Source organism: Mesorhizobium sp. M0751 (assembly GCF_040320265.1).
Taxonomy (GTDB): Bacteria; Pseudomonadota; Alphaproteobacteria; order Rhizobiales; family Rhizobiaceae; genus Mesorhizobium.
In genome coordinates this window covers 49,569-73,057 of record NZ_JAMYPH010000015.1, presented here as the reverse complement: position 1 = coordinate 73,057, position 23,489 = coordinate 49,569, and the positions used below count along the sequence as shown (strand labels likewise).

Here is a 23,489-nt window from a genome sequence, read left to right as displayed (position 1 = left end):
AATTCCGCGTCCGGCACCAAGCGTTAGATTTGCACCACTAGCGATACCTCGTCCTCGGTGCCACTAGTCTCGTCATTTTGTCGGTTGGGCCTAAATAGGCGGCCCATGCTTCGGCGTGCCGGCTGGAGGGAATCGTAGAAGTCATCCGCCGCAAGGCTCAAACATTCTGGTGCCAACGCGTGCTTGACGGCGTCAGCGTCCCATTCCTTATTCAACTGCTTTGCAAGGGCGAACACAACAGCCCTGCCGACTCGAAGGATCATGCTTTTCTCAGCTTGCTGCAACGCAGCCTCCCGCATGGCGTCGACCTCGGCAACCGTGGCGTACGAAGCCTCAAGGGTCTCGCGCATCTCATCAATCGACGGGTACAACATGTTGAGAAACAATTGTCCATTCTCGTAGTAGCGGCCAGCTCGGCTGCGAAGTTGTTTCTCGTCAATCTCCTCCGCCGTTCGCAAGAGTACAAGCTCGGGCGCCCGCTCTCGGTCTTTCCAGAGGTCCGCCGCTTTTGCACCTTGCGGTGCTAGATTGAGGTCGACGTGCTTGGTCTTCGGCTTCGCTCCGCTGGCCAAGCCTTCGCCTTCCCGCGTCGCTTGGGTGCCAGCACCAGAGGAAGAGTCCACCAGCCGGACCCCGGTTGGTGTCGCGCGTGGCAGAACACGACGTACGCGCAGATCGTTGAGTAGCTTCTGAAGTTCGTCGCGAATTTCGTCGTTGGAGGTGCTTTCCGGTGCAGATGAGCGGATGAGGTCGACAACCCACTGCGGACGATGCTGCGCGACTACATCACCGAAGTGTGTAGCCTGGACCGTCTCCTGCTCAACGCCACCAAAGCGGAACAATCCGGCGGCCGGCGGGTTTGTAGGATGAAGGGCGATCTGTTTCGGAGGAAGATTGCGATGAAACGCGTCCTTGCCCACCATGCGGTACGACTGATGCTCGGCGGCGCCTGTCTGCTTACGGTCGTCCAAATTCCCAACCCGATCATGCCGTTGTCGCTTGTGTCCGAGGCAAGGGCTGCCACCGAGATTTCGATCAGCACATTCTACGACGACCTGTCTTCCTATGGTGATTGGGTCTCGTATCACGGAGCGACCGTTTTCGTGCCGGCTGATGTACCTGACGGTTGGCGTCCGTATACCGTTGGACACTGGGCCTATACCGAGCAGTATGGCTGGCTGTGGGTATCCGACGAGCCATTCGGCTGGGCGACGTACCATTACGGCCGGTGGGGCTATGCCGACGATATCGGCTGGTACTGGGTTCCGGGCACTCGTTGGGCGCCGGCTTGGGTGAGTTGGCGTCGTGACAGGCAGCACATGATTTGGGCTCCGCTGCCGCCGCGCCGCGATCCGGATCTGATTTCAATCGAGGTGACCATCGACACGACGCCGGATTATTACTGGGTTGTGGTCCCCACCCGCGAATTCCTTGCTGAGGACGTTTCTACCGTCGTTATCCGTGATGAGCCCGAGTATGTACGCATTGTCGAGGCGGCCGAGCCGGCCGGCGACGTGACGATCCAGAACAATGTGGTGATCAACAAGGTCATTGATGTTGATGTGATCGAGAAGGAGACGAACCAGAAGGTGACTGCCGTAAAGGTCAGCAAGACCGACGCGCCCGAGCAGTCCGGCAAATTGGAGAAGGATACGGTCAAGGTCTTTCAAGGTGAGGTGAAAGCCGATCCCAACGCCAAACCAGCTAAGCTTAAAGACATCGAGGAGGTGAAGCAGGTTCAGGCTGGCCGTAAATCGAAGCCGACCGAAGGCGCTGCAACGACCGAACAGGCCGAGCCGGAAAAGACCGCCAAACCTGAGAAGCCGACGACCAAGGAGCAGCCCGCCGCCGAGCAGCAGCAGGCCGAGCCCGGCAAGGCAGCCAAACCTGAGAAGCCGAAGACCAAGGAGCAGCCGGCCGCCGGGCAGCAGCAGACCGAGCCCGAACAGACGGCCAAGCCTGAGAAGCCGAAGACCAAGAAGCTGCCCGCCGCCGAACAGCAGCAGGCCGAGCCCGAACAGACGGCCAAGCCGGAGAAGCCGAAGTCCAAGAAGCAGCCCACCGCCGAGCAGCAGCAGGCCGAGCCCGAGCAGGCGGCCAAGCCTGGCAAGCCGAAGACCAAGAAGCAGCCCGCCGCCGAGCAACAGCAGGCCGAGCCGGAACAGGCGGCCAAGCCTGAGAAGCCGAAGACCAGGAAGCAGCCCGCCGCCGAACAGCAGCAGGCCGAGCCCGAGCAGGCGGCCAAGCCTGAGAAGCCGAAGGCCAAGGAACAGCCCGCCGAGCAGCAGCAAGCCGAGCCCGAGCAGGCGGCCAAACCCAAGCCGGAGAAGCAGAAAAACAAGCCGTGCGATCCGCAGACTGAGAGCTGCTAGCCGTACGGGTAGACTGCGGCACCGCGATTATTCGATCGCGGTGCCCGCTGAACGGCAATGCGCTGCCAACCCCGCCTCTTTCCGTCGAGGCCGCCCATGGCAGGTCGGGGACCCAGGGCAGACATTCGCAGTTGCCTGCCCGAACATGCCTGTAACCAGGCCATTCCCTCTTGCCATCCCCAAACCCTTCCCCTAATCTCCCCCTTGAGAAAACCTTTTCCCAATCGCCCCGCCCTCGCTGACCTCACCGTTCAGCACCGCGCAGGCCCCTAAGAGAAAAGCTTTTCTCAACCGGGAGGATCGATACAAAAAATCATGGCGTCCGACGTCCAGCCAACGCCTGCCAAGCAGCCCGTCACTCTGCGTGAAGTGGCGGCCATTGCCGGCGTCAGCGTTGCCACGGCGTCGAAGGCGCTGAACGGGCAGGGGCGGATGACGGCCGAGACGCGGACCCGGATTCGCGAGACCGCGCAGCGGCTTGGCTTTCGCCCGAACAGCCTGGCGCAGAGCCTGCTCAGGCGGCGCTCCTTTACCGTCGGGCTGTTGACCAACGACACCTATGGCCGCTTTTCGCTGCCGCTGATGGCCGGCGTTTCCGATGCGCTGGTCGATGCCGGTGTCTCGGTGTTCCTGTGCAATGTCGAGGACGACCCGCGCCTTGCCCAGCTGCATGTAGATGCCATGCTCGACAAGCGCGTCGACGGCATCATCGCCACCGGTAAGCGCATCGACCGCCATTTGCCGGTCGACCTCGCCAATCTCGGCATTCCGGCGATTTACGCTTTTACGGAGCCTGATCCCAACGCCATCGCGTTTGTATCCGATGATGCCGGCGGGGCGCGGCTGGCGGTCGAGCATTTTTGCCGGCTCGGGCGCCGGCGCATCGCCCATGTCAGCGGTCCGGCGAGCTTTGCCGTGGTGCATGCGCGGGCGCAGGCCTATCGCGCGGTGCTGGCCGAGAACGGCCTGCCGGCGATGGAGCCGCTGCTCGGCCCGTGGTCGGAAGCCTGGGGCCACGAGGCGGTAAGAAAGCTGTTCGACGGCGAACATGGCACGCGCGAAAAGCCCGATGCCGTCTTCTGCGGCAACGACCAGATCGCGCGCGGCGTCATCGACGCTTTGCGCGAGCGCGGTATCGGCGTGCCGGACGAGGTCGGCGTCATCGGCTTCGACAATTGGGAGATCGTCGCCGAGGCGACCCGGCCGCCGCTGACCTCGGTCGACATGAATCTCGCAGCACTTGGCCGCGAGGCCGGGCTTGCCTTGCTTTCGCTCGTCGGCGGCGAACCCGCTCTGCCGGGCATCAGAAAACTGCCGTGCCGGCTGGTGGTGCGTCAGTCATGCGGCCGTCCGCCGGACGGCTGAAACGAAACGGGCCGTGTCGATAGCACCCGCCTGGGAGCGCGGCCGAGTTAAAACCATGTGGAGGAGAAGCATGAGAACCACCATTACCGGGCTCGCCATCGCCGCGAGCATTTTGGGCACGCTGGCAACGGTCGGCGCGGCCGCCGCCGACACCGCCAACATCTGGGTTCGCGCCGACGGCTCGAACTTCATGCCGCGCATCGTCGATGCCTTCAACAAAGGGCATCAGAACCAGATCAAGCTCGACATCATCCCCAATGCCGAAATCATCCCGAAATACGGTGCCGCCGCGGCCGGCGGCACGGCACCCGATGCGCTGTCGCTCGACCTGATCTACACGCCGTCCTTCGCCGCCGCCGGCCAGCTGGAGGACATCACCGACTGGGCGAAATCGCTGCCCTATTTCGCCAGCCTGTCGCCGGCGCATGTCAAGACCGGCACCTATAAGGGCCGCATCTACGGGCTGCCGTTCTCGGCCGATAGTTCGGTGCTGATCTGGAACAAGAAGCTGTTCAAGCAGGCCGGCCTCGACCCGGAAAAGGGCCCGACCAACTGGGCGGAGATCGAAGCCGATGCCGAAAAGGTCAACGCGCTCGGCGGCGACATCAAGGGCTTCTACTTCTCCGGCAATTGCGGCGGCTGCAACATCTTCACCTTCACGCCGCTGATCTGGGCCTCGGGCGGCGATATCCTCACCGAGGACGGCTCCAAGGCGACGCTGGACACGCCGCAGATGCGCGGCGCCATCGACCTCTACCGATCGATGGTCAAGAAGGACCTGGTGCCATCAGGCGCGCAGACCGACACCGGCTCCAACTTCTTTGCCGCCTTCGCCACCGGCAATATCGGCATCTCGCCGTCCGGCGCCTTCGCCATCGGCGCGCTCAACACGCAATATCCCGATATCGACTACGGCATCACCTTCCTGCCGGGCAAGGATGGCGGCTGGTCGTCGTTTGCCGGCGGCGACAATTTCGTCGTCACCAAGGGCACCACCAAGGTCGCGGTGGTGAAGGAGTTCCTCGATTTCGCCTATTCGCTCGAAGGCCAGACCATTTTAGCGAAATACGGCAGCCTGCCGGTGCGCGGCGACATCGCCAATGAGGCGCTGAAAGACCTCGACCCGCGCTACAAGGTCGCCGCCGAGGCCATGGCCAAGGGCCGCACGCCCTATTCGGTGGTGTTCAACGACCTGATCAACTCGGCCAACGGTCCGTGGAACCAGATGATGAACGAGGTCTTCTTCGGCGAAGACGTCGACGGCGCCATATCAAACGCACAAGAGACCATGCAGTCGATCATCGATTCGGCGCCGCAGAAGTAAAGCGCCGACGCCCCGGCCGCCCGCCTGTCTCCCTGGGCGGGCGGCCGGGCATCCGTCAATGCAGGGCCGCCTTACATGGAAGCATTAAGACATCGTTCTCTCACCCCTTCCCGCAAGCGGGAGGGTAATTCCAGCTTGGGTTCCTCGCCCCCACGAAGTGGGGGAGAGGTGGCTCGGCGAAGCCGAGACGGAGAGGGGGACTGCGCCCTACGAAAGCCCCCTCTCCGGCCGCTTCGCGGCCACCTCTCCCCCGCCTTCGGCGGAGGCGAGGAACCTAAGTCTTGTGAGGACGCAAGCTCCCCCTTCTCCCCTTGTGGGGTCCGAAGGACGGGGCGAGACCAGTGGCTCGCCCCTGGGCGGTGTCGCCGAAGGCGACGGATGAGGGGTGCTCCAGCTTGGCGCGGACGGCATTCCTTCCAACACCCCTCATCCGTCTCGGCGCTTCGCGCCGATCCACCTTCTCCCACAAGGGGAGAAGGGGAAGGCAAGCCATGACCACCATCACAGCAATCTCTGCCCCGACGCGTCCCCGCAAACTCGTCGGCGCCGGGCGCCGGCAGTGGATCGGCCTGGTCTATGTCGCGCCGGCCGTTGCCCTTGTCGTCGTCTTCTTCATCGTGCCGCTTTGCATGACTGCCTGGATGTCGCTGCACAACTGGCCGCTGATGGGTGCGCATAGCTTTATCGGGCTCGACAATTACTGGGCGATCCTGCGCGACACCCGCTTCTGGAACGCGCTGAAGTTCACCGGCTACTACACGGTGGTGGTGACGATCGCGATCTTCGCCGTCGCCTTTCCGCTGGCGCTGTTCATCGAGCGGCCGCGGCAGCTGACCGGCTTTTACCGCACGTCCTTCTTCATGCCAGCGGTCATCGGTTTTGCCTCGGCCAGCCTTTTGTGGTCGTGGCTGCTCAATGTCGATTCCGGCCTGTTCAGCCCGGCCGCCTTCGAGCTTGGCCTGACCGAGAAGAAATTCAACCTGCTGGCGACCTTCCAGCCGGCCTTCTGGTCGATCATCGCCATGGTGGTGTGGAAGGTGGCGGGCTTCACCATGATCATCCTGATGACCGGCCTGCAATCGATCCCGCCGGATCTGCAGGAAGCGGCGATGATCGACGGGGCAGGGCCATTCGCGCGGTTCCGCGCCATCACCTTGCCGCTGATGCGCCGCACGCTGGCGCTGGCGCTGATCCTGTCGGTCGCCGGCTCGATCCTCGCCTTCGACCAGTTCTACATCATCCTGCGCGGCGGGCCGCGCAACCAGACGCTGACCGCCGTCTACTGGATCTTCAACCAGTCCTTCGTGTCGTTCAAGCTCGGCTATGGCGCGGCCCTTTCGATGGTCCTGCTGGTCATCCTGGTAGCGCTCAGCCTCATCCAGCTGCGGCTGCTGCGCCAGCACGAGGGGGTCGACTGATGGCGCAGGCCCGCAGCCGCAAACGCCGGATCGGCATCCAGATTGCCGAGCACTCGACCGGCATCGTCGCGTCGATCTTGTTCCTGGCGCCGATCGCCTGGACGGTGCTTTCGGCCTTCAAGCCGGCGCAGGAGGCGCGTCAGCCGCCGCTGCCGCCATGGCCGACCAGCGGCATCTCGCTCGAGAACTACGCCACGCTCAACACCTTCGGCGACGGCCTCTGGCTGCCGGCGCAAAACAGCATCTATGTCTCGGTCATGACCGTGGTGCTGTCGGTAATCGTCAGCGTGCTCGCCGGCTACGGTTTCTCGCGCTTCCGCTTTCCGCTGAAGAACCTGCTCTTCGTCGTCATCCTGTCGACGATCATGATCCCGTTCCAGTCGATCCTGACGCCGATCTTCCTGGTGCTGACAAAAATCGGCCTGCACAACACGCTGACCGGGCTGGTCTGCGTCTACGTCACGCTGCAGCTGCCGTTCTCGATCTTCATGATGCGCAACGCCTTCGACGCGGTGCCGCGCGAGATCGAGGAGGCCGCGCGCATGGACGGCGCCAACAACGTCACCATGCTGCTCAGGGTCATGCTGCCACTGGTCTGGCCGGGCATCGTCACCATCGCGCTGTTCGCCTTCCTCGGCGCCTGGAACGAGTTTCTGGCGGCCCTGGTGCTGATGACCGACCAGTCGAAATTCACGCTGCCGATCATGATGACCGCACTGCAGTCCGGCCGCTTCGGCGCCATCGACTGGGGCGCCGTGCAGGCCGGCGTCACCGTGATGATGGTGCCGTGCCTGGTGCTCTTCCTTTTGCTGCAGCGCTTCTACATCCGCGGCCTGATGGCAGGGGCCGTCAAGTGACCAATCGAACCGAACCGGAGTAAATTGATGACCGCATCGCAATCCGCCAGTCAGGGCGCCAAGCCGAAACTCGCCTTCCGGCCGCTTCCGGTGCCGCAGGTCGATGTGCGCGGCTTCTGGGGCGACCGCGTCGATGCCGTCGCCTCAAAAACCGCCGGCATCCTCTACGGCCGCTGCGTCGAGGCGCGCATGCTCGAGCAGATCGATCCGGACCGGCCGTCGCCCGGTGTCGTCATTCCGTTCCACTCACCCTCGCCGGACGAGGCGGCCACCGCCGGCAACGAGTTCACCGGCTCGACGGTGACGACGCAGATGTTCTGGGACTCCGACTGGGGCAAAACCATCGAGACCGCCGCCTATTCGCTCTACCGCCGCCGCAACGACGAGCTCGAAAAGAAGATCGACGCCGTCATCGACATGTACGGCAAGCTGCAGCAGCCCGACGGCTATCTGTCGAGCTGGTACCAGCGCATCCAGCCCGGCCTGCGCTGGACCAATCTGCGCGATTGCCACGAGCTCTATTGCGCCGGCCATTTGATGGAAGGCGCGGTCGCCTATTACCAGGCCACGGGCAAGCGCAAACTGCTCGACATCATGTGCCGCTACGCCGATCATATCGCCGAGACGTTCGGTCCCGAGCCCGGCAAGAGGAAGGGCTATTGCGGCCATGAGGAGATCGAGCTGGCGCTGGTCAAGCTGGCGCGGGTGACCGGCGAGCGCAAATACATGGAGCTAGCCAGATACTTCATCGACCAGCGGGGACTTGAGCCGCATTATTTCGACGAGGAGGCGCGCGCCCGCGGCGCCGACCCGAAGGCCTATCATTTCAAGACTTACGAATACAACCAGTCGCACAAGCCGGTGCGCGAACAGGACAAGGTCGTCGGCCATGCGGTGCGGGCGATGTACCTCTATGCGGGCATGGCCGACATGGCCACCGAATATGGCGACGACACGCTGCGCGTGGCGCTCGACCGGCTGTGGGACGATCTCATGACCAAGAACCTTTACGTCACCGGCGGCCTCGGGCCGTCGTCGCACAATGAGGGTTTCACCGCCGATTACGACCTGCCCAACGACACCGCCTATGCCGAGACCTGCGCTTCGGTCGGCCTGGTGTTCTGGGCAAGCCGCATGCTCGGCATGGGTCCCAACACGCGCTACGCCGACATCATGGAGCGGGCGCTCTACAACGGCTCGATCTCCGGCCTGTCGCTCGACGGTTCGCTGTTCTTCTACGAAAATCCGCTCGAAAGCCGCGGCGCCCACCACCGCTGGAAATGGCACCGCTGCCCGTGCTGCCCGCCCAATGTCGGGCGCATGGTCGCCTCGATCGGCAGCTATTTCTACGGCCTGTCGGACGACGCACTCGCAGTCCATCTCTATGGAAACGGCACGGCTCGTTTCGATATAGCCGGGACGCAAATTGAGCTGACCCAGACCAGCAATTATCCGTGGGACGGCGCGGTCTCGATCTCCGTCGAACCGGAAGCTCCGACCGAGTTCACCTTGCACCTGCGCCTGCCGGGCTGGTGCCGCAAGGCAGCGCTCAAGGTCAACGGCGCCGATGTCGATCTGGCTGCTGTCACCAGCGACGGCTATGCCGCGATCTGCCGCGAATGGCGCAAGGGCGACCGCGCCGAGCTCGACCTCGAAATGGCCGTCGATCGCCTCTACGCCAATCCGCAGGTGCGGCAGGATATCGGCCGCGTCGCACTGGCCCGCGGGCCGCTGATCTATTGCGTCGAGGAGACCGACAATTCCAGCCAGCTGCACCGCATCGCTTTGCCGCGGACGGCCGACATCGAGGCGCATCAGCAGCCGAACCTTCTGGGCGGCGTCGTGACACTTTCGGCGATTGCCAAGAAGGAGGCTTTCGAAAACTGGGAAGAGGGGCTCTACCGCACCGAACCGCCGGCGATCGAGGAAGCAAAAGTCACCGCCGTGCCGTATTTCGCCTGGGACAACCGCGACCCCGGCGAGATGCTGGTCTGGCTCAGGGACGAATAAAGCCCGACGGCGGCGCCCGACCGATCTCCTCGGCCACAAGCTCCTGCAGCTGCCAGAGATTGCGGTCGCGGATGCCGCAGGCGTCGAGATGGCGAATGGTCTCGAATAGATATTCGGCGCCCGAACCCCAATGGCCGACGGCCGTGGCCAGGGTCGCCGCTATCGCTCGCTTTTCGAGCTTGCCGGCATAGCGCGGATTGGCGGGATCGACAACGAAACCAAGCGCTTGGCCCATGCCGTCGCCCGTCCTGACCTGCAGCCAGCGCGGCACGTTGACGGCCGGCAGGATGGTCATCTCGCGGCGCAGCAGCGCCTCGAGATTGGCCGCCACGGGCTCGGCGATCTCGAACACCATGCCCTGGCATTGGCCGCCGCGGTCGAGCGCCATCATCAGGCCGGGCTGCTCGACCGTGCCCCTGAAGCGTTGCACCGTAAAACAAAACGAACGGTGCCAGCCCGTCGCCGCGGCCCGTTCGCCACCGCTGACCTCGCCGGCCGGCTTCCACAGCAGCGAGCCATAGGCGAACAGCTTCACCGGCCCGGCCGGCGCGCCGGCCAGCACCTCGTCGCGAATGCGCGCGTGATCGGCATCGGTCATGTAGACCATGCCCGGCGTCGGCCCGGCGTCCTCGACCGCACGCAAGGTGCGGGCGACCAGCGCCTCGGTCAGCGCCATCGGTGACTTGCGCGGCGCCGACCGACGCCGCGATGCGGCGGAAATGATCTTGCTCATCCTCGTGCTCTCAGCCTTGCCGCCATGTTGCCGAAGGCTGAAGGATTCTCAAGGGCCGAATACACCGGCGCCAAAATACCTGGATCAGAAGCGCGCGATAGCCTGAAAGGCAGCCCGGCCTGGCTCATTGGACGCCTATCGGCGGTCGTCCCTGGAAACTATAGAAAGGTCTCAGTCTGCTGACAGGCGCAGGCACGGCAGCGTCAGAGTACCTCGACCGCGGTCGCCAACACGTAACCGGCGCCACGCTCCGTAACGATGAGCTTGGGCTCGCTCGGGTTGACCTCGAGCTTGCGGCGCAGCCGCAATATCTGCACGTCGATGCTGCGGTCGAACACCTCCTCGTCGTGCACGCGGCTGGCAGCGAGTAGCTGCTCGCGGCTCAGGATCTGCTGTGGCGATTTCAGGAAGGCTGCCAGCAGGTTGAACTCGCCGGCGGTCAGCGGCGTCGCCTCGCCCGCCGGCGACCTCAGGCGCCGCATCCGCATGTCGAGCTCCCAGCCGGCAAAACGATAGCGTATGTGCTTCTTGCCGCGCGGCTGCGGCTGCGCCGACGCCGATCGCCGCAGCACGGCGCGAACACGCGCCAGCAGCTCCCTGAGGCTGAAGGGCTTGGTGATGTAGTCGTCGGCGCCGAGTTCCAGGCCGACGACGCGATCCACCTCGTCGCGCCTGTGGCCGGTGATGATGATGATGGGCGCTTCCGGCGGACTGCCGAGTTGCCGCATGACGTCGAACCCGTCCTCGTCCGCAAGCCTCATATCGAGGATCATCAGGTCCACGGGCTTTTCGTTGAGGACGCGCGACATGGCCCGGCTGTCGGCGACCGCGCTGACCCTAAAGTTTTCGCTCTCCAGGTAATTGGTGAGCATCTCGCGAATTTCGGCGTCGTCGTCGACGACAAGAATATGCCTCGGCGCCGCTGCCTGCTCGATACTGCCTTTCGACTGCTGTTCGTGGCGAATGTTTTGTTCGGCTGACATCTCGCACCGTCCGCAAGCGTGGAACTCATGACCGAGCCGTTGCTTTTATTAAACATCGATTTTCGGCGATTTATTGGTGAGCGCGATGATCTTCGTGATCGCACACCCTGCCACAGGCTCGCTCGATGGCACATCAGCAGATTGGTAAGGTTCGGGCGGGGCTTTTTGTTCCGCTTTGCCTGGCAATGGCGGCACCTTTCGCGTTGGCCCAGAGCAATCAGCCGGCTCCGCCGATGGGCGAGCCGATTGCGCCGATCACGGCCAGCGGTGCTTCCGACCGGGCGAAGATCGCGCTCGGCGAGAGCCTGTTCAACGATGCCCGCCTGTCGCATGGCGATGTCGTGGCCTGCAGTTCCTGTCACAGGCTGGATCTCAGCGGCGACGACGGTCAGGCCCGTTCCGTGGCGGCGGACGGCAAGCCGCTCGAATTCAACACGCCGACCGTCTTCAACGCGGCGCTCGATTTCCGGCTGAACTGGCGCGGCAATTTTCGCACTTTCGAGCAGCAGAACGAGGCAGCCCTGCTCGATGACAGGCTAATGAATACGAGCTGGGAGGAATTGCTGACCAGGCTGCGCTCCGATGCAGACTATTCGCAGCGGTTCGCGAGGGTCTACGGCTCCATTCCCGACCGGACAAACGTGCTCGACGCCTTGGGGATGTTTCAACAGTCGCTGATCACGCCCGATGCCCGTTTCGACCGCTATCTCAAGGGCGAACGCGACGCCATCACGACCGACGAAGAGCACGGCTATCAACTGTTCAAAGCGTATGGCTGCGTCGCCTGCCACCAGGGCGCCAATGTGGGCGGCAATCTGTTTCAGAAATTCGGCATCTTCCAGGATCCCTTCGCACGCCAGAAGACCCTGACCAAGGCGGATCTCGGCCGCTTTGCCATTACCGGCGCCGAGAGTGACCGCCATGTGTTCCGTGTTCCCAGCCTGCGCAACGTCGCGGTGACGGCGCCGTATTTTCACGATGGCCGCACCGCATCGCTCGCAGACGCGGTGAAGATCATGGCGCAGAACCAGCTCGGCCGGGAGCTCGACCAGCGCGATGCCGATCTCATCGTCGAATTCCTCGGGACCTTGACGGGCGAGTATCGCGGCCGGCCGTTGACCAGCGCAGCCGATCGTCTGCAGCAATGAAGTCGCTACGCATCCTGGCGCCGATCGTTGCCTGCCTGCTCATCGTCCTGACCTACCTCCTGGTGCAGGGCACGGCTCCCTATGCGGCGCGCCACGAACGCACGCTCGATGCGCTCAGGACCGTCATCCTCTATAACGCCGCCCTGCAGCGCGATGTGTTGCGGGCACGCGCGGGACTGCTGCGCAGTTACGATCCGCTTGTGCGGTCGATCGAGAACCTGGATGAGGCGACGCAGACGCTGCCGGCTGCCCGCGACGTCGCAAGCGGCGAAACACGGGTGGATATCGACAAGCGGATCGCCGGGGTCATCGCCGCGGTCCGCGACGAGGAAGCGCTTGTCGAGAGGTTCAAGTCCGACAACGCGCTGCTGCAGAATTCGCTGAACTTTTTCAACTATATGAGCGGTCGCCTCACGAGCGAGGGTGACGGCCTTCGAGCGGTCGAGATAGGAGCCCTGATGGTCGCGATGTCGCGGTTTATCAGCGATCCCCAGCCGGACGCGGCAAAGGCAGTAACCGCCGCACTCGACCGGCTGGCCAGGCCCTCGGTCGATGCCGTGCCTGCAAGCGATGTGCTCTCGCTCGTCTCCCACGGCCGGCTTATCGTCGCCAGGCTTCCGGCGGTCGACGGTCTCGTCGCCCGCCTGCAGACCGCGCCGACGAGCGAGCCGGCTCGCGCGCTGCAGGACGTCTATCTCGGTGCGCATGGGCGGGCCGCGGCCAGGGCCGAACTGTTCCAGACGCTGCTTTATGTCGCCGCGCTGGGACTCGTCGGCTATGTCGCCTACCTGTTCGCCCGCCTGCGCCGCAATGCGCGGATCCTGCGCGAGCGGCTGGAATTCGAGGGCCTGATCGCCTCGATCTCCACGCAGTTCATCAATCTGCCGCGCGACCACATCCGCGCCGGCATCAGCAAGGGCCTCGCGCGCCTGGTCGACCATGCCGGGCTCGACGGCGCCCAGATTTTCGTCAGCCACATCGCCGGTCCTTCCGGCGGCTACTTCTATCGCCGTCTGGGCGCGAGCAGGCCGGCCCCCCTGCCGAATGACGTGATCGAGCTTGCTTCACGCTGGACGCTTGCCGACCACGAGCGGCAAGGCTGCATCGACGTTCCCAGCGTCGACGAGCTTCCCGAGGGGCGGGAGAAGGCATCCCTTCAGGCGCACCAGTTTCGATCGTGGCTGTGCATACCGATGTGGCATGCCGGCGAACGATTGGGTTTTCTGACTCTCGATACCGTCACGCACGAAAAGCATTGGACCGACGACGACATTGCGCTGCTGCGCACCGCCGCCGAGATTTTTGCCAATGCCATCGCGCGCGAGCATAGCGAACGCGAGCGTGAGGCGCTGCAGGCGCGGCTCAATCAGTCGCAACGGCTGGAAGCGATCGGGACGCTCGCCGGCGGCATAGCGCACGAGTTCAACAACATCCTCGGTGCCGTCCTCGGCTACAGCGAGATGGCGCTGGCGGTGCTGCTGAAGGAGTCGCGCGCGCGGCGCTACGTCCAGCAGATCATGCAGGCCGGCAGGCGGGCGCAGGACGTTACCGAGCAGATCCTCGCCTTCGGCCGTCGCCACGAGCGGCAGCATCACGCGCTGCGGGCGGAAGCCGTGGTTGCCGAAGCGGTCGACCTGCTGCGCGCCTCGTTCCCCGCCACGCTTTCGGTGCAGACGCATCTTGCAGCCGCGGATGCGGCGATGATGGGCGATCCGACCGAACTACAGCAGGTGGTGATGAACCTCGGCACCAACGCGGCGCAGGCGATGAACAACCGCGGCGCATTGGAAATCGGCCTCGACACGACGGAATTCGTTGAGGCGCGGATGCTGTCGCACGGCAACCTGCCTGCCGGCCGCTATCTCCGCCTTGCCGTCAGGGACACCGGCAGCGGCATGGACCAGGCGACGCTCGAGCGCATCTTCGAGCCGTTCTTCACGACCAAGCCGGCAGGGCAAGGCACCGGGCTCGGCCTGTCGACGGTGCACGGCATCGTCATGACGCACAGAGGCGCCGTCGACGTGAAGAGCAAGCCCGGCGAAGGCACGACCTTCGAGATCTATTTTCCGCAGATCGAGGCCGCCGCAGCAACCCAGGACGAGGACGAGAGCGACGCCGCCGAGGTGCCGGTCCAGCATGGCAACGGCGAGACGATCCTCGTCGTCGACGACGACACGCCGCTGATGCAGCTTGCGGAGGAGATGCTCGCCGCGCTCGGCTACGAGCCGGTCGGGTTCGACCGCAGCCCCACGGCTCTCAGCGCATTCCGCACCGATCCGGAACGCTTCGACCTGGTGCTGACGGACGAGGTCATGCCCGACATGACAGGGATCGAATTCTCGGGCCAGTTGCACAAGATCCGGCCCGACCTTCCGATCGTGCTGATGACCGGTTACGGCCGCCCGCTGCGGTCGTGTCAACTGACGGCGGCCGGCATAACCGAAGTCATCAAGAAGCCGCTGCTGTCGGCCGCCGTCGCACAATGCCTTGCCCGCCATCTGCATTCAGGCTGATCACGGCCGGCCGGATTTCTTCGTTACAACTGTAACCAAAATCCCACCTGGCTGAAATCGACCCGTAGCCGCGCTGGTCGATGGTCCTCCCGCGCTCAGACCGTGATCCAGAAAACCGGAACCGATTTTCGGAAAGGTCACGGTCTCTTGAGCAAGGAGGAATCTTATGGACGCAAACATCACCGAGGTAACGAAACAGGCGAAGGACGTCGCGGAACTGTCGCCCGAAAACCTTATGCAACTCGGCCTCGGCTTCTGGGCATCGAAGACGTTGCTGAGCGCCGTCGAACTTGACCTTTTCACGGAGTTGGCGGCTGGACCTCTCGAAGGTGAAACACTGCGAAACCGGCTCGGACTGCATGAGCGGGGAGCGCAGGATTTCTTCGACGCGCTGGTTGCGCTGAACATGCTTGAGCGCGAGGGCAACGTCTACTGCAACACGCCCGTGACTGACCGCTACCTTGACCGCAACAAGTCGACCTATGTCGGCGGGATGCTCGCCAGGGCCGGTCAGCTGCTTTACGCGAACTGGGGCTCGCTCACCGACGCGCTCAGGACGGGCAAACCGCAAAACGGCACCGAGGACGGCGAAGATCTGTTCGACATGCTGTTTTCGGACCCGGACAAGATGGCGATGTTCGCGCAGGCGATGACCGGCGGCAGCCTCCAGGTGGCGGAGGCGCTCGCCCGGCATTTTCCCTGGGCGGACTATCGCACCTTCATCGATATCGGCACAGCCGAAGGCAGGCTTCCGGTCGAGATAGGACGCGCCCATCCGCATCTCACCGGCGGCGGTTTCGACCTGCCGCCGATGCGGCCGGTATTCGAGGCCTATGTGGAGCGGTACGCGCTTGCAGACCGGCTTCGGTTTTATCCCGGCGACTTCCTCGCCGAGCCGCTGCCGTCCGCCGACGTGCTGGTGATGGGTCATGTCCTGCACGACTGGAACCTGGAGGTGAAGCTCGCGCTGCTGGCAAAGGCCCATTCCGCACTGCCGAAGCAAGGCGTGCTCATCGTCTACGACCAGATCATCGATGACGAGCGACGGGAGAACGCCGCGGGTCTGCTGATGAGCCTCAACATGCTGGTCAACACCAATGGCGGGTTCGACTACACACGCGCCGACGGCATTGGCTGGATGCGGAAGGCGGGCTTTGCGGAGGTCCGCTGCGAGCATCTCACCGGGCCTCACTCGATGATCGTCGGCGTCAAATAGCAGCGGAGAAGCTAGAGGAGCTGATGACACGAAGAGCTCTCATCGCAATTGCCGCCCTTGGCCTGGCCGCAGTATTCACCGCCGCAACGCTCAACCAGGTTGAGGTGGGCGCGGCGTCCGCGGCCGCTTCGATCGAGCACGGTCGATATCTTGTGAAAATCGGCGGCTGCAACGACTGCCACACGCCAGGGTACCTGGAGAAGGCCGGCAACGTCCCGCAGGATCGATGGCTGATCGGTGACTCGCTCGGCTTCAACGGGCCGTGGGGTACGACTTACCCAACCAATCTTCGCCGGTTTTTGCGAACCATGGACGAGGACGACTGGGTACAGTTCGCGCGCACGATCGAGACGCGCCCGCCCATGCCATGGTTCAACCTGCGTGCCATGAGCGAGGCCGACCTGCGCGCCATCCACCGATATGTGCTTTCGCTCCCGGCAGACGATACGCCGGTTCCGGACTATGTGCCGCCCGGTCGTCCGCCGAAGACGCCGCATATCGTGTTCGTTCCGCGGGCGCCGAAATCATAGTGGCGTCCGAACGGTCCGGCCGTGGGCGGTCATCAGGCTGCCCAGCGGTCAAATCGAGACAAATCGATCCGCGATAAATCGATCATGGAGTCAAACATGTACAATCTGCTTGCCGAACATGCGCCGAAGACCGACCGTGATCAGAGCACCATGGATCCGCGTCCCTATGCGTTGGGTTACACGCAAAGCGAATTCAAGCGCCTGGAGCTGCAGGGAGCGCTCATTCACGACCTTACTGAGCATGTCCTGCGCAGTGCGGGCATAGGACCCGGCATGCGCGTGCTCGACATTGGCTGCGGCGTAGGCGATGTCTCGTTGCTGGCCGGAAGGCTGGTCGGACCGGCGGGAAGGGTGCTTGGTGTCGATCGCTCGGCAGAGGCTGTGGACATCGCCGAGCGGCGCGCCACTGAATCCGGCCAGTGTTACTGGACACGTTTCACGACGGCCGAGCTTGATACATTCTCGCCCGACGGGGACTTCGATGCGGTGATCGGCAGGCTTGTCCTGATGTATCTGCCCGACCCGGCCGCAACCCTGCGCAGGCTTGCCGGTTTCCTGCGGCCTGGCGGCATCGTCGCCGTCCAGGAACTGGCGATGCCGCTCACCCGCAGTTTTCCAGAGGCGCCGCTGTTCGGCAAATGCCGCGGCTGGATCATCGACACGATCGAGCGGGCGGGTTTCGAGGTCGACATGGGTGGCAGGCTGCCCATGGTGTTCGCCGGCGCAGGGCTGCCGGCGCCGCGGATGAACTCCGCCGGCCTCGCCGGCAGCGGACCCGAATCGCCGATCTACGACTACATTGCCGGCACGTTGCGCAGCCTGTTGCCGATGGCCGAGGCAGTCGGTACCGCGACCGCCGCCGAGGTGGACGTCGATACCCTCGCCGAGCGGCTGCGCAACGAGGCTGTCGAGCAGCAGACGTGCATCATGCTGCCGCCCTTCGTCGGCGCATGGGTGAATACGCCGGGATAACGAACCGAAGGGAGGACACACGATGCTCGATACTGCCATCGGCGAGCGCGCGGGACATCTCGTCGACCTGCACAACGTCGATTTCGCCTAGGACAACCGCGACCCGGCGAGATGCTGGTCTGGCTCAGAAGCGCCGGATAGCGGTATCGCCATTTGAGCCGCGTTGCATACCTTGAATTCGCCGGGGCGCGCGTCATCTAGCTTTGAGTGGCGCCTGCCACTTGAACGGGTGGAGGCAGATTTTGGCGCTCGAAGCTGTCGCGCGTCCGAACGCCGGTCGCCGCTTTATCGCGGTAGCCGTCGTGGCGGTGCCGTTGGCGTTCGTCGTCAGTGGACTGGCCATCCGCTATGCCGCATTTGCTTCGGTTTCGGCAGAACCCGGCTTCGCGGCCTATACCCAGGCGCTCTGCCGCTGGGATTGCGCGTGGTATGTCGGCATTTCCGAACACGGCTATGAAAGCTTTCCCATTCCAGGCCAGAGCAATGTCGGACGCTGGGGCTTCTTCCCGCTCTATCCGATGCTGGTGGCGGCCATCCGGTCTGTTTTCCCTTTCCCGACCATTCTGGTCGCATCGATCACATCGATTGCGTGCAGCTATGCCGCCTGCCTGGTGGCGTGGCCGCTGCTCGAGAAGAACATGCGCGCCTATGTGCTGTATTGCGCCTTTCTGCTCAGCGGCCCGTTCTCCTATCACTTCACGACTTTCCTGACCGAACCTCTTTTCGTGCTGCTGACGTCGTGCGTTTTTCTGGCGCTCAAACGCTCCAGCTACCTGGCCGCGGGGCTGTCGTCGGCTCTCCTGTCGGCAACCAGGCTCGTCGGGGTGCTTGTTGTATTCGCGACCGTCATTCAGATGTTCAAGGATTACCGCGCCAAGGGCGGGTCGGCGCTGTCGTTCCCGCGTTGGCTGCTTGGCCGACCGGACCTGCTCGTCGCAATTCTCATCTCGCCGGCCGGTCTGTTCGCCTACATCCTGTTCCTCTATCTGACGGTTGGCGACGGCTTTGCCTTCCTGCACGTGCAGCGCGCGTTTGGACGGGTGCCCGGCAATCCGCTCGCCTTCATATGGGACGGACTCTCGGCCGTTCCGGCGGCTGGATGGCTGCCTACGGCGCCGCAATGGAGCGCGCTCACCGCACTCATAGGACTGGCACTATCCGCGGTTCTGGCGGTTCGCAGGCAATATGGCGCTGCATTGTTCTGCGCCTGCTGCATCATCCTGCCGCTGGTCACGAACCTGGCCTCGATGGTCAGATACGTCGTTGGGCTTGCACCTCTGACAATGTTGCTGGCCATGCTGTTGTCGGCGTCGAAGCTGACTTTTCTTGCGGCTCTGGTTCTCTTCCTGGGCGCCTGTTATTTCATGACTGTGGCATGGATCGGGGGCTATCTTGCCCTGGTCTGACATTGCGAGCCCATATCGGCGCTCCGCCTCGTTCGGCGGTTACGCGCTCGCGGCGGTTCTGGCCGGGTCCGAGATCGTCATCCTTACGCTTGCTCTCAATCCGAACGTCAACGCCGATTACCGCGCCTACTACATTGATCGGACAACGACCTGTCTCAATCGCGATGCGGTCGGCAGCTACACACTTGGCGAGACGGTATCGTTCCGGTCCGACGGAGCCAAAAAGACAGCCGGCATGATGGTCTGCGGCTGGTCGGGGCCGGTTGCCGACGGCACCCATTCGCTGGGCGAGACCTCGCGGCTTCGCCTGAAGATACCGTCGCTGCGCGACAGCCTGACGGCCACGCTGCAAATGGCCGCCGTCATTCGCCCGCCGCAGGTCACGCAGCGGGTTATGATTTCGGTGAATGGCGTTCGGGCGCATGCGGTGACGCTGTCCGGTAAAGAGCCGCGAACGGTGTCGTTCGTCATCCCACCAGCGGCTCTCGCCGATGCCAAGACACTCGACATCGCTTTCGACTACCTCGACGGCATTCCGCAGACTCCGGCCGCCAGCAACATCTACAAACGCTCCATCAAATTGCTGTCGTTACGGCTCGATCCCAGTGAGGCGGGTTAGGGCGGGCGATCACGCTGCTGGCTGCGTCTTCGCTGCTGAAAAACCCAGCGGTCGAGCATGAGAAGATTGACCGCTGGGACAAGCAAGCATGTAACCAAAACGGCGATGATCGGCGGCAGGCCGAGTTTGGCCGTCAGAAGCGCCGGCGCCGCGTAGGCGACGGCGAAGCCTGTCGCCGTCAGCAAGAAAAAACGCGGAGCTTCCGTTCGATGCGATCCGCTCGACGCGAAGGTTACGAACTTATGCGCGAGGTAAGAAAACAGGGCGGCTACCGTGTAAGCCGCGAGCGAGGCACCGACCGGCGAGAAGCCGAACTGCTTCCATTCTGCCAAAGCGGTGGCCATCATGGCATAGAGGATCGTTGCAGCAATGCCGACCGACCCGAAACGCGCCAGTAGCCTCAGCCCGGCGTTGCTGGTCGAACGGCGCTCAGACATGCGCACTGCACGCATACTGCGCTCCAAGCGGCAGCGACGCGAGCGCGCGCTCGATTCTTCTGGCAAAGGGCCTTGCCGACGGCAGCAGCAGGAAATGTTCGGATCGGATGTCCCTGAAGCCGGTCTGCTGAAAGAGATACGCAGCTTTGGCGGCGCCGAGCAGGACCGCGTCCTGGTCGAACGGGCACCGGAACACCGCTAGACGCGTCATCGGATTGTAGGGGTTGTGCTCGATGACACAGGCGACGCCGCCTGGCCGCACGACGCGTCGCATTTCCACAAAGAAATCGAGCCAGGAGGAGGGCGGAACGTGATGGACGACGCAACTGGCGAAAGCCAGATCGAACGCGCCATCCTCGTAGGGCAGGTTCGGCGTGGTGCAGGCCCTGTAGGTCACACCTGGATTGTCCTGGCCGGCGCGCGAAATCGATTCTTGCGAGACGTCGCAGCCATCGAGGCTGTCGAAAGCGCCGTCGAGGTAGGGGTGGAGCGAACCGACGCCGCAGCCGACATCCAGCGCCCTGACAGCCGAACCACCCTGCCGGAGCTTTCGCTCGACCACCAGACGCCGCAGCAGGTCCGCCTTGGCGACAAGGAAGAAGTCGTGCCCGAGCCCGGAAAACCGGATGGACCCTTCGACCGCCTCGCCATAGTTGGATTTATAGCTGTCGAAGAGTTCGGCCATTGGCGGGGACTCCACTCCTCGGCTTGTGAAACGATCGGCGGCGCTCACCGGAGCCGGCACGCATCGCCTCGTCGAAGCCGGTGAGCCGATCGATCACATAAAGCGGGCGGCGTTTCACCTCGGCGTGGATGCTGCCGACATAGAGCCCGACCACGCCGGTCATGAAAAGATTGATGCCGCACAGGAGCGACACGATCACTACGGTTGATGTCCAGCCGGCAATGATGCCGGCTTCAAAAAACCAGGCAAAGATGGCGTAAGCGCCAAAGACCACCGCAAGCGCCGAAATGGCCAATCCGCCCCAGAGCGCCAGGCGCAACGGCTTCTCGGAAAAACTGACGATGCCGTGAACCGCAAGGTGCATCATTTTCCAGAACGGGTATTTGGTCTGGCCCAGGGTTCGCGCGTGGCGCTCAAACGGCACTGCCGTCTGCTTGAAGCCCATCCAGCCGAACATGCCCCTGACGAAGCGGTCATGTTCGGGCATACGCTTGAACGTTTCCAGTGCCTTGCGGCCGACCAGGCGGAAGTCACCGACGTCGCGCGGAATATCGACCGACGTCATTTTCTCCAGCAGGCGATAGAAAAGACTTGCCGTGAAACGCTTGAACCAGGATTCGCCGTCGCGCTTGACCCGGCGGGCATAGACGATCTCGAAGCCTTCCTTCCACTTAGCCACCAGATCGAGAACGACTTCCGGCGGGTCCTGCAGGTCGGCATCCATGACGATGACGGCATCGCCCGCAGCGGCGTCCATGCCGGCGGTAATCGCTACCTGGTGGCCGAAATTGCGAGAAAATTCGATCAGTCGAAAGCGCGGCTCGGCAGCGACCACCTTTTGAAGGTATTCGACGCTTCCATCGAGGCTGCCGTCATCGACGAAGATGGCCTCGGCTTCGCCGTCCAACCGGCCGAACAGCGAACTGATCCGCTCGATCAGCCGAGGCAGCACCTGTTCTTCATTGTATATGGGCAGGACCAGCGAGTAGCGCGGCGGTGACCTGTTCACCGTCATTCCCGGGCCTTGGACCACAGACTCTCGCATGCGGTTGAAAATGGAACGCAAGCTACAAAGTTCCAAAGGCAGTTAAGAAACTGCTGATTTAGCTAGTTCTGAAGGGGGTACCGATCATCGAGGAGGTCTGAAGGGTGTCGTCCGTGACGTCGGACGTCTGCATCGAAGCGTGGAATTATCGGTAGGCTGCCGGCGCGATCGGCCTGAAGAGAAGCAGCCGCTGAGGCATAACCCTTTGACCGCATTGCCTGCTTGCTGCATGTCAGACATGGCTCATGTAACATGGTCGCCGAGCCCGGCCGAGTATCGCGCTTGCAAGGCCGGCGAGCGTCCGGACCGGCAACCTATCGTCCCGGCCGAGCCTTAGCTGGGCCGGCCGGTACGATACAAAACTTGCCAGCCTGACGAGGACCGCCGTCAAGCAGCCGGCCGGATGTTCTGGTTCACCCGGAAGAGGTTGTTCGGGTCGTATTTCTTCTTCAGCGAGGCCAGGCGCTCGTAGTTATCGCCATAAGCGGCCTTGATTCTTGCATCGCCCTCGTCATCCATCATGAAGTTCAGGTAGGCGCCACCCAGATCGAATGGATGCACGGCCTCCCAGTAGGCCTTCGTCCAGCGCGTCACCGGGCCCGCTTTCTGTGGGTCCGGGTCGATCCCGGCGATGACCATCGACCAGGTCGCATCACGGTAATTCCAGGGTGTCTCGTCTTTGCCGACGCGATGGACCGCACCGTCGATCGGATAGAGATGCATGAGCGATAGCTCGCTCGGTGTTTTCGCTGCCTGCTCGAGATGAGCGTCGATCGCCTCGTCGGACAGCGTCTTGACGAAATCGCCCCGCCAGTACCATTGCATCCCTTTCGGGTAGAGCCCATCGAACATGCTCTGCACGGCGGGATAGGGCATCGTTCCCATCCAGTTGAACCAGGGCGCGGGCAACGCATCGAGCAGCGGGGCCAGCGCCTCTCTGCCTTTTTCCTCCGGGCCGTTATAGCAGCACATCAGCAGACACATCCGCTTTCCCCAAAACTCTTCCGGGAACGGTGCGCTCGAGAGGATGGTCTTGAGCCCGAGAAAGATCCCGAGTTCTTCGGGCGCGTTCGGCAGGAACTCGCGATAATGCTGCATGATGGTGCGGGCGTGGCGCTGATCCCATGCGATCGGCCCCGCAAAGACCATGCTGACCCGGTGAAGCTGGAACACAAAGCTGGTGACGATGCCGAAATTGCCGCCGCCGCCGCGAAGCGCCCAGAACAGGTTGGGGTTCCGCTCCTTGCTGGCGGTGACGAAGCTTCCGTCGGCAAGCACGACATCGGCCTCGACGAGATTGTCGATGGTCAGGCCATATTTGCGCGTCAGATAGCCATGGCCGCCGCTCAGCGTCAGTCCGGCGACCCCGGTGGTCGAGATGATGCCCGCCGGTACGGCCAGGCCAAAGGCATGGGTGGCGTGGTCGAGGTCGCCCTGAGTGCAGCCCGGACCCACCCGCGCCGTACGGGCGTCCGGATCGACGCGCACGCCCTTCATCGCCGACAGGTCGATCACCAGACCGTCGTCGCAGCTCCCCAATCCTGGTCCGTTATGGCCGCCGCCCCGTACCGCAACCAGCAAATTGTTGTCGCGGCCGAAATTCACCGCTGTAATCACGTCGGCGACATCCATACAGCGGGCGATGATCAGCGGCCGCTTGTCGATCATGCCGTTGTAGAGCTTGCGGGCCTCGTCATAGCTGGCGTCGCCGGCGCGGATGACTTCGCCCCGCAGGCTTGCTGCGAATTTGGTGATGTCTTCATCGTGCATGACATTCCTCCCTGTTATTGGACCTGTCGGCCGGTCGATCAAACGCTAGTCCCGTCCGTTGTTCGCGCAAATGTCACTTCGTCCAT

20 protein-coding genes are annotated in these 23,489 nt (G+C 63.4%); 13 read left to right on the top strand and 7 right to left on the bottom strand.

All coding sequences use genetic code 11. The features are described from left to right. Nucleotides 1-23: 23 nt before the first annotated feature. A complete protein-coding gene (locus NKI19_RS22085) occupies nucleotides 24-971 on the bottom strand; it encodes a hypothetical protein (protein WP_352490201.1) in 948 nt (315 codons plus the stop codon). Between NKI19_RS22085 and NKI19_RS22080 the strand changes: the two genes are divergently transcribed. The 6 genes from NKI19_RS22080 (at nucleotide 936) to NKI19_RS22055 (ending at nucleotide 9,346) form a co-directional block, all read left to right on the top strand. Beyond that, on the top strand, nucleotides 936-2,372 hold the full coding sequence (locus tag NKI19_RS22080) for a DUF6600 domain-containing protein (protein WP_352490200.1): 1,437 nt from the start codon (nucleotides 936-938) through the stop codon (nucleotides 2,370-2,372). The two genes, NKI19_RS22085 and NKI19_RS22080, sit on opposite strands and share 36 nt — an antisense overlap. Before the next feature lie 315 nt (nucleotides 2,373-2,687). Further along, entirely contained in the window at nucleotides 2,688-3,737 is a 1,050-nt protein-coding gene (locus NKI19_RS22075) for a LacI family DNA-binding transcriptional regulator (protein ID WP_352490199.1), read from the top strand. A 70-nt stretch (nucleotides 3,738-3,807) separates the two neighbouring features. Next, the gene (locus NKI19_RS22070) at nucleotides 3,808-5,061 is read left to right on the top strand and encodes an ABC transporter substrate-binding protein (RefSeq protein WP_352490198.1); all 1,254 of its coding nucleotides are present in this window, start codon (nucleotides 3,808-3,810) and stop codon (nucleotides 5,059-5,061) included. 491 nt (nucleotides 5,062-5,552) lie between these two features. Continuing rightward, complete coding sequence (locus NKI19_RS22065) at nucleotides 5,553-6,479, top strand: carbohydrate ABC transporter permease (protein WP_352490197.1); 927 nt, start codon at nucleotides 5,553-5,555, stop codon at nucleotides 6,477-6,479. Further along, nucleotides 6,479-7,336 carry a carbohydrate ABC transporter permease gene (locus tag NKI19_RS22060; protein ID WP_352490196.1) on the top strand — a complete coding sequence of 286 codons (858 nt, stop codon included), beginning with the start codon at nucleotides 6,479-6,481 and terminating at the stop codon, nucleotides 7,334-7,336. The genes NKI19_RS22065 and NKI19_RS22060 overlap by 1 nt, the downstream gene beginning before the upstream one ends. A gap of 27 nt (nucleotides 7,337-7,363) precedes the next feature. Continuing rightward, nucleotides 7,364-9,346 (top strand): glycoside hydrolase family 127 protein, encoded by a 1,983-nt coding sequence (locus NKI19_RS22055; protein WP_352566267.1) that lies wholly within the window; start codon nucleotides 7,364-7,366, stop codon nucleotides 9,344-9,346. On the opposite strand, the gene NKI19_RS22050 is transcribed toward NKI19_RS22055, so the two are convergent. Together NKI19_RS22050 and NKI19_RS22045 are read right to left on the bottom strand one after the other, a co-directional pair. Next, entirely contained in the window at nucleotides 9,333-10,079 is a 747-nt protein-coding gene (locus tag NKI19_RS22050; protein WP_352566269.1) for a gamma-glutamylcyclotransferase, read from the bottom strand. The two genes, NKI19_RS22055 and NKI19_RS22050, sit on opposite strands and share 14 nt — an antisense overlap. 203 nt (nucleotides 10,080-10,282) lie before the next feature. Then, entirely contained in the window at nucleotides 10,283-11,062 is a 780-nt protein-coding gene (locus NKI19_RS22045; protein WP_352490193.1) for a response regulator, read from the bottom strand. Between the two features lie 233 nt (nucleotides 11,063-11,295). Between NKI19_RS22045 and NKI19_RS22040 the strand changes: the two genes are divergently transcribed. From NKI19_RS22040 to NKI19_RS22010, 7 genes are all read left to right on the top strand, one after another. Next, complete coding sequence (locus NKI19_RS22040; protein WP_352490192.1) at nucleotides 11,296-12,210, top strand: cytochrome-c peroxidase; 915 nt, start codon at nucleotides 11,296-11,298, stop codon at nucleotides 12,208-12,210. After that, nucleotides 12,207-14,723 (top strand): two-component system VirA-like sensor kinase, encoded by a 2,517-nt coding sequence (locus tag NKI19_RS22035; RefSeq protein WP_352566271.1) that lies wholly within the window; start codon nucleotides 12,207-12,209, stop codon nucleotides 14,721-14,723. The genes NKI19_RS22040 and NKI19_RS22035 overlap by 4 nt, the downstream gene beginning before the upstream one ends. Nucleotides 14,724-14,889: 166 nt before the next feature. Then, nucleotides 14,890-15,939 carry a methyltransferase gene (locus NKI19_RS22030; protein WP_352566273.1) on the top strand — a complete coding sequence of 350 codons (1,050 nt, stop codon included), beginning with the start codon at nucleotides 14,890-14,892 and terminating at the stop codon, nucleotides 15,937-15,939. Between the two features lie 23 nt (nucleotides 15,940-15,962). Further along, a complete protein-coding gene (locus NKI19_RS22025; protein ID WP_352490189.1) occupies nucleotides 15,963-16,469 on the top strand; it encodes a cytochrome c in 507 nt (168 codons plus the stop codon). 96 nt (nucleotides 16,470-16,565) lie between these two features. Beyond that, the gene (locus tag NKI19_RS22020) at nucleotides 16,566-17,441 is read left to right on the top strand and encodes a class I SAM-dependent methyltransferase (protein ID WP_352490188.1); all 876 of its coding nucleotides are present in this window, start codon (nucleotides 16,566-16,568) and stop codon (nucleotides 17,439-17,441) included. A 242-nt stretch (nucleotides 17,442-17,683) separates the two neighbouring features. Beyond that, on the top strand, nucleotides 17,684-18,847 hold the full coding sequence (locus NKI19_RS22015) for a putative hexosyltransferase (protein ID WP_352490187.1): 1,164 nt from the start codon (nucleotides 17,684-17,686) through the stop codon (nucleotides 18,845-18,847). Then, nucleotides 18,834-19,466, top strand: coding sequence for a hypothetical protein (locus tag NKI19_RS22010; RefSeq protein ID WP_352490186.1), 633 nt, complete (start codon nucleotides 18,834-18,836; stop codon nucleotides 19,464-19,466). Before NKI19_RS22015 ends, NKI19_RS22010 begins: the two co-directional genes overlap by 14 nt. Here the strand turns inward: NKI19_RS22010 and NKI19_RS22005 are convergent. The 4 genes from NKI19_RS22005 to NKI19_RS21990 all read right to left on the bottom strand — a co-directional run bounded on the left by NKI19_RS22005 (nucleotide 19,463) and on the right by NKI19_RS21990 (nucleotide 23,403). Beyond that, complete coding sequence (locus NKI19_RS22005) at nucleotides 19,463-19,918, bottom strand: GtrA family protein (protein WP_352490185.1); 456 nt, start codon at nucleotides 19,916-19,918, stop codon at nucleotides 19,463-19,465. The genes NKI19_RS22010 and NKI19_RS22005 overlap by 4 nt on opposite strands. Beyond that, the gene (locus tag NKI19_RS22000) at nucleotides 19,896-20,588 is read right to left on the bottom strand and encodes a class I SAM-dependent methyltransferase (protein WP_352490184.1); all 693 of its coding nucleotides are present in this window, start codon (nucleotides 20,586-20,588) and stop codon (nucleotides 19,896-19,898) included. The genes NKI19_RS22005 and NKI19_RS22000 overlap by 23 nt, the downstream gene beginning before the upstream one ends. Next, nucleotides 20,563-21,603 carry a glycosyltransferase family 2 protein gene (locus tag NKI19_RS21995; protein ID WP_352490182.1) on the bottom strand — a complete coding sequence of 347 codons (1,041 nt, stop codon included), beginning with the start codon at nucleotides 21,601-21,603 and terminating at the stop codon, nucleotides 20,563-20,565. The genes NKI19_RS22000 and NKI19_RS21995 overlap by 26 nt, the downstream gene beginning before the upstream one ends. Before the next feature lie 417 nt (nucleotides 21,604-22,020). Beyond that, a complete protein-coding gene (locus NKI19_RS21990; RefSeq protein WP_352490180.1) occupies nucleotides 22,021-23,403 on the bottom strand; it encodes an FAD-binding oxidoreductase in 1,383 nt (460 codons plus the stop codon). Between the last annotated feature and the right edge of the window lie 86 nt (nucleotides 23,404-23,489).

Coding starts and splice junctions, on each gene's coding strand:
- NKI19_RS22080 (WP_352490200.1), top strand. CDS start 936: ATGCTCGGCGGCGCCTGTCTGCTTACGGTCGTCCAAATTCCCAACCCG.
- NKI19_RS22075 (WP_352490199.1), top strand. CDS start 2,688: ATGGCGTCCGACGTCCAGCCAACGCCTGCCAAGCAGCCCGTCACTCTG.
- NKI19_RS22070 (WP_352490198.1), top strand. CDS start 3,808: ATGAGAACCACCATTACCGGGCTCGCCATCGCCGCGAGCATTTTGGGC.
- NKI19_RS22065 (WP_352490197.1), top strand. CDS start 5,553: ATGACCACCATCACAGCAATCTCTGCCCCGACGCGTCCCCGCAAACTC.
- NKI19_RS22060 (WP_352490196.1), top strand. CDS start 6,479: ATGGCGCAGGCCCGCAGCCGCAAACGCCGGATCGGCATCCAGATTGCC.
- NKI19_RS22055 (WP_352566267.1), top strand. CDS start 7,364: ATGACCGCATCGCAATCCGCCAGTCAGGGCGCCAAGCCGAAACTCGCC.
- NKI19_RS22050 (WP_352566269.1), bottom strand. CDS start 10,079: ATGAGCAAGATCATTTCCGCCGCATCGCGGCGTCGGTCGGCGCCGCGC.
- NKI19_RS22045 (WP_352490193.1), bottom strand. CDS start 11,062: ATGTCAGCCGAACAAAACATTCGCCACGAACAGCAGTCGAAAGGCAGT.
- NKI19_RS22040 (WP_352490192.1), top strand. CDS start 11,296: ATGGGCGAGCCGATTGCGCCGATCACGGCCAGCGGTGCTTCCGACCGG.
- NKI19_RS22035 (WP_352566271.1), top strand. CDS start 12,207: ATGAAGTCGCTACGCATCCTGGCGCCGATCGTTGCCTGCCTGCTCATC.
- NKI19_RS22030 (WP_352566273.1), top strand. CDS start 14,890: ATGGACGCAAACATCACCGAGGTAACGAAACAGGCGAAGGACGTCGCG.
- NKI19_RS22025 (WP_352490189.1), top strand. CDS start 15,963: ATGACACGAAGAGCTCTCATCGCAATTGCCGCCCTTGGCCTGGCCGCA.
- NKI19_RS22020 (WP_352490188.1), top strand. CDS start 16,566: ATGTACAATCTGCTTGCCGAACATGCGCCGAAGACCGACCGTGATCAG.
- NKI19_RS22005 (WP_352490185.1), bottom strand. CDS start 19,918: ATGCGTGCAGTGCGCATGTCTGAGCGCCGTTCGACCAGCAACGCCGGG.
- NKI19_RS22000 (WP_352490184.1), bottom strand. CDS start 20,588: ATGGCCGAACTCTTCGACAGCTATAAATCCAACTATGGCGAGGCGGTC.
- NKI19_RS21995 (WP_352490182.1), bottom strand. CDS start 21,603: ATGACGGTGAACAGGTCACCGCCGCGCTACTCGCTGGTCCTGCCCATA.
- NKI19_RS21990 (WP_352490180.1), bottom strand. CDS start 23,403: ATGCACGATGAAGACATCACCAAATTCGCAGCAAGCCTGCGGGGCGAA.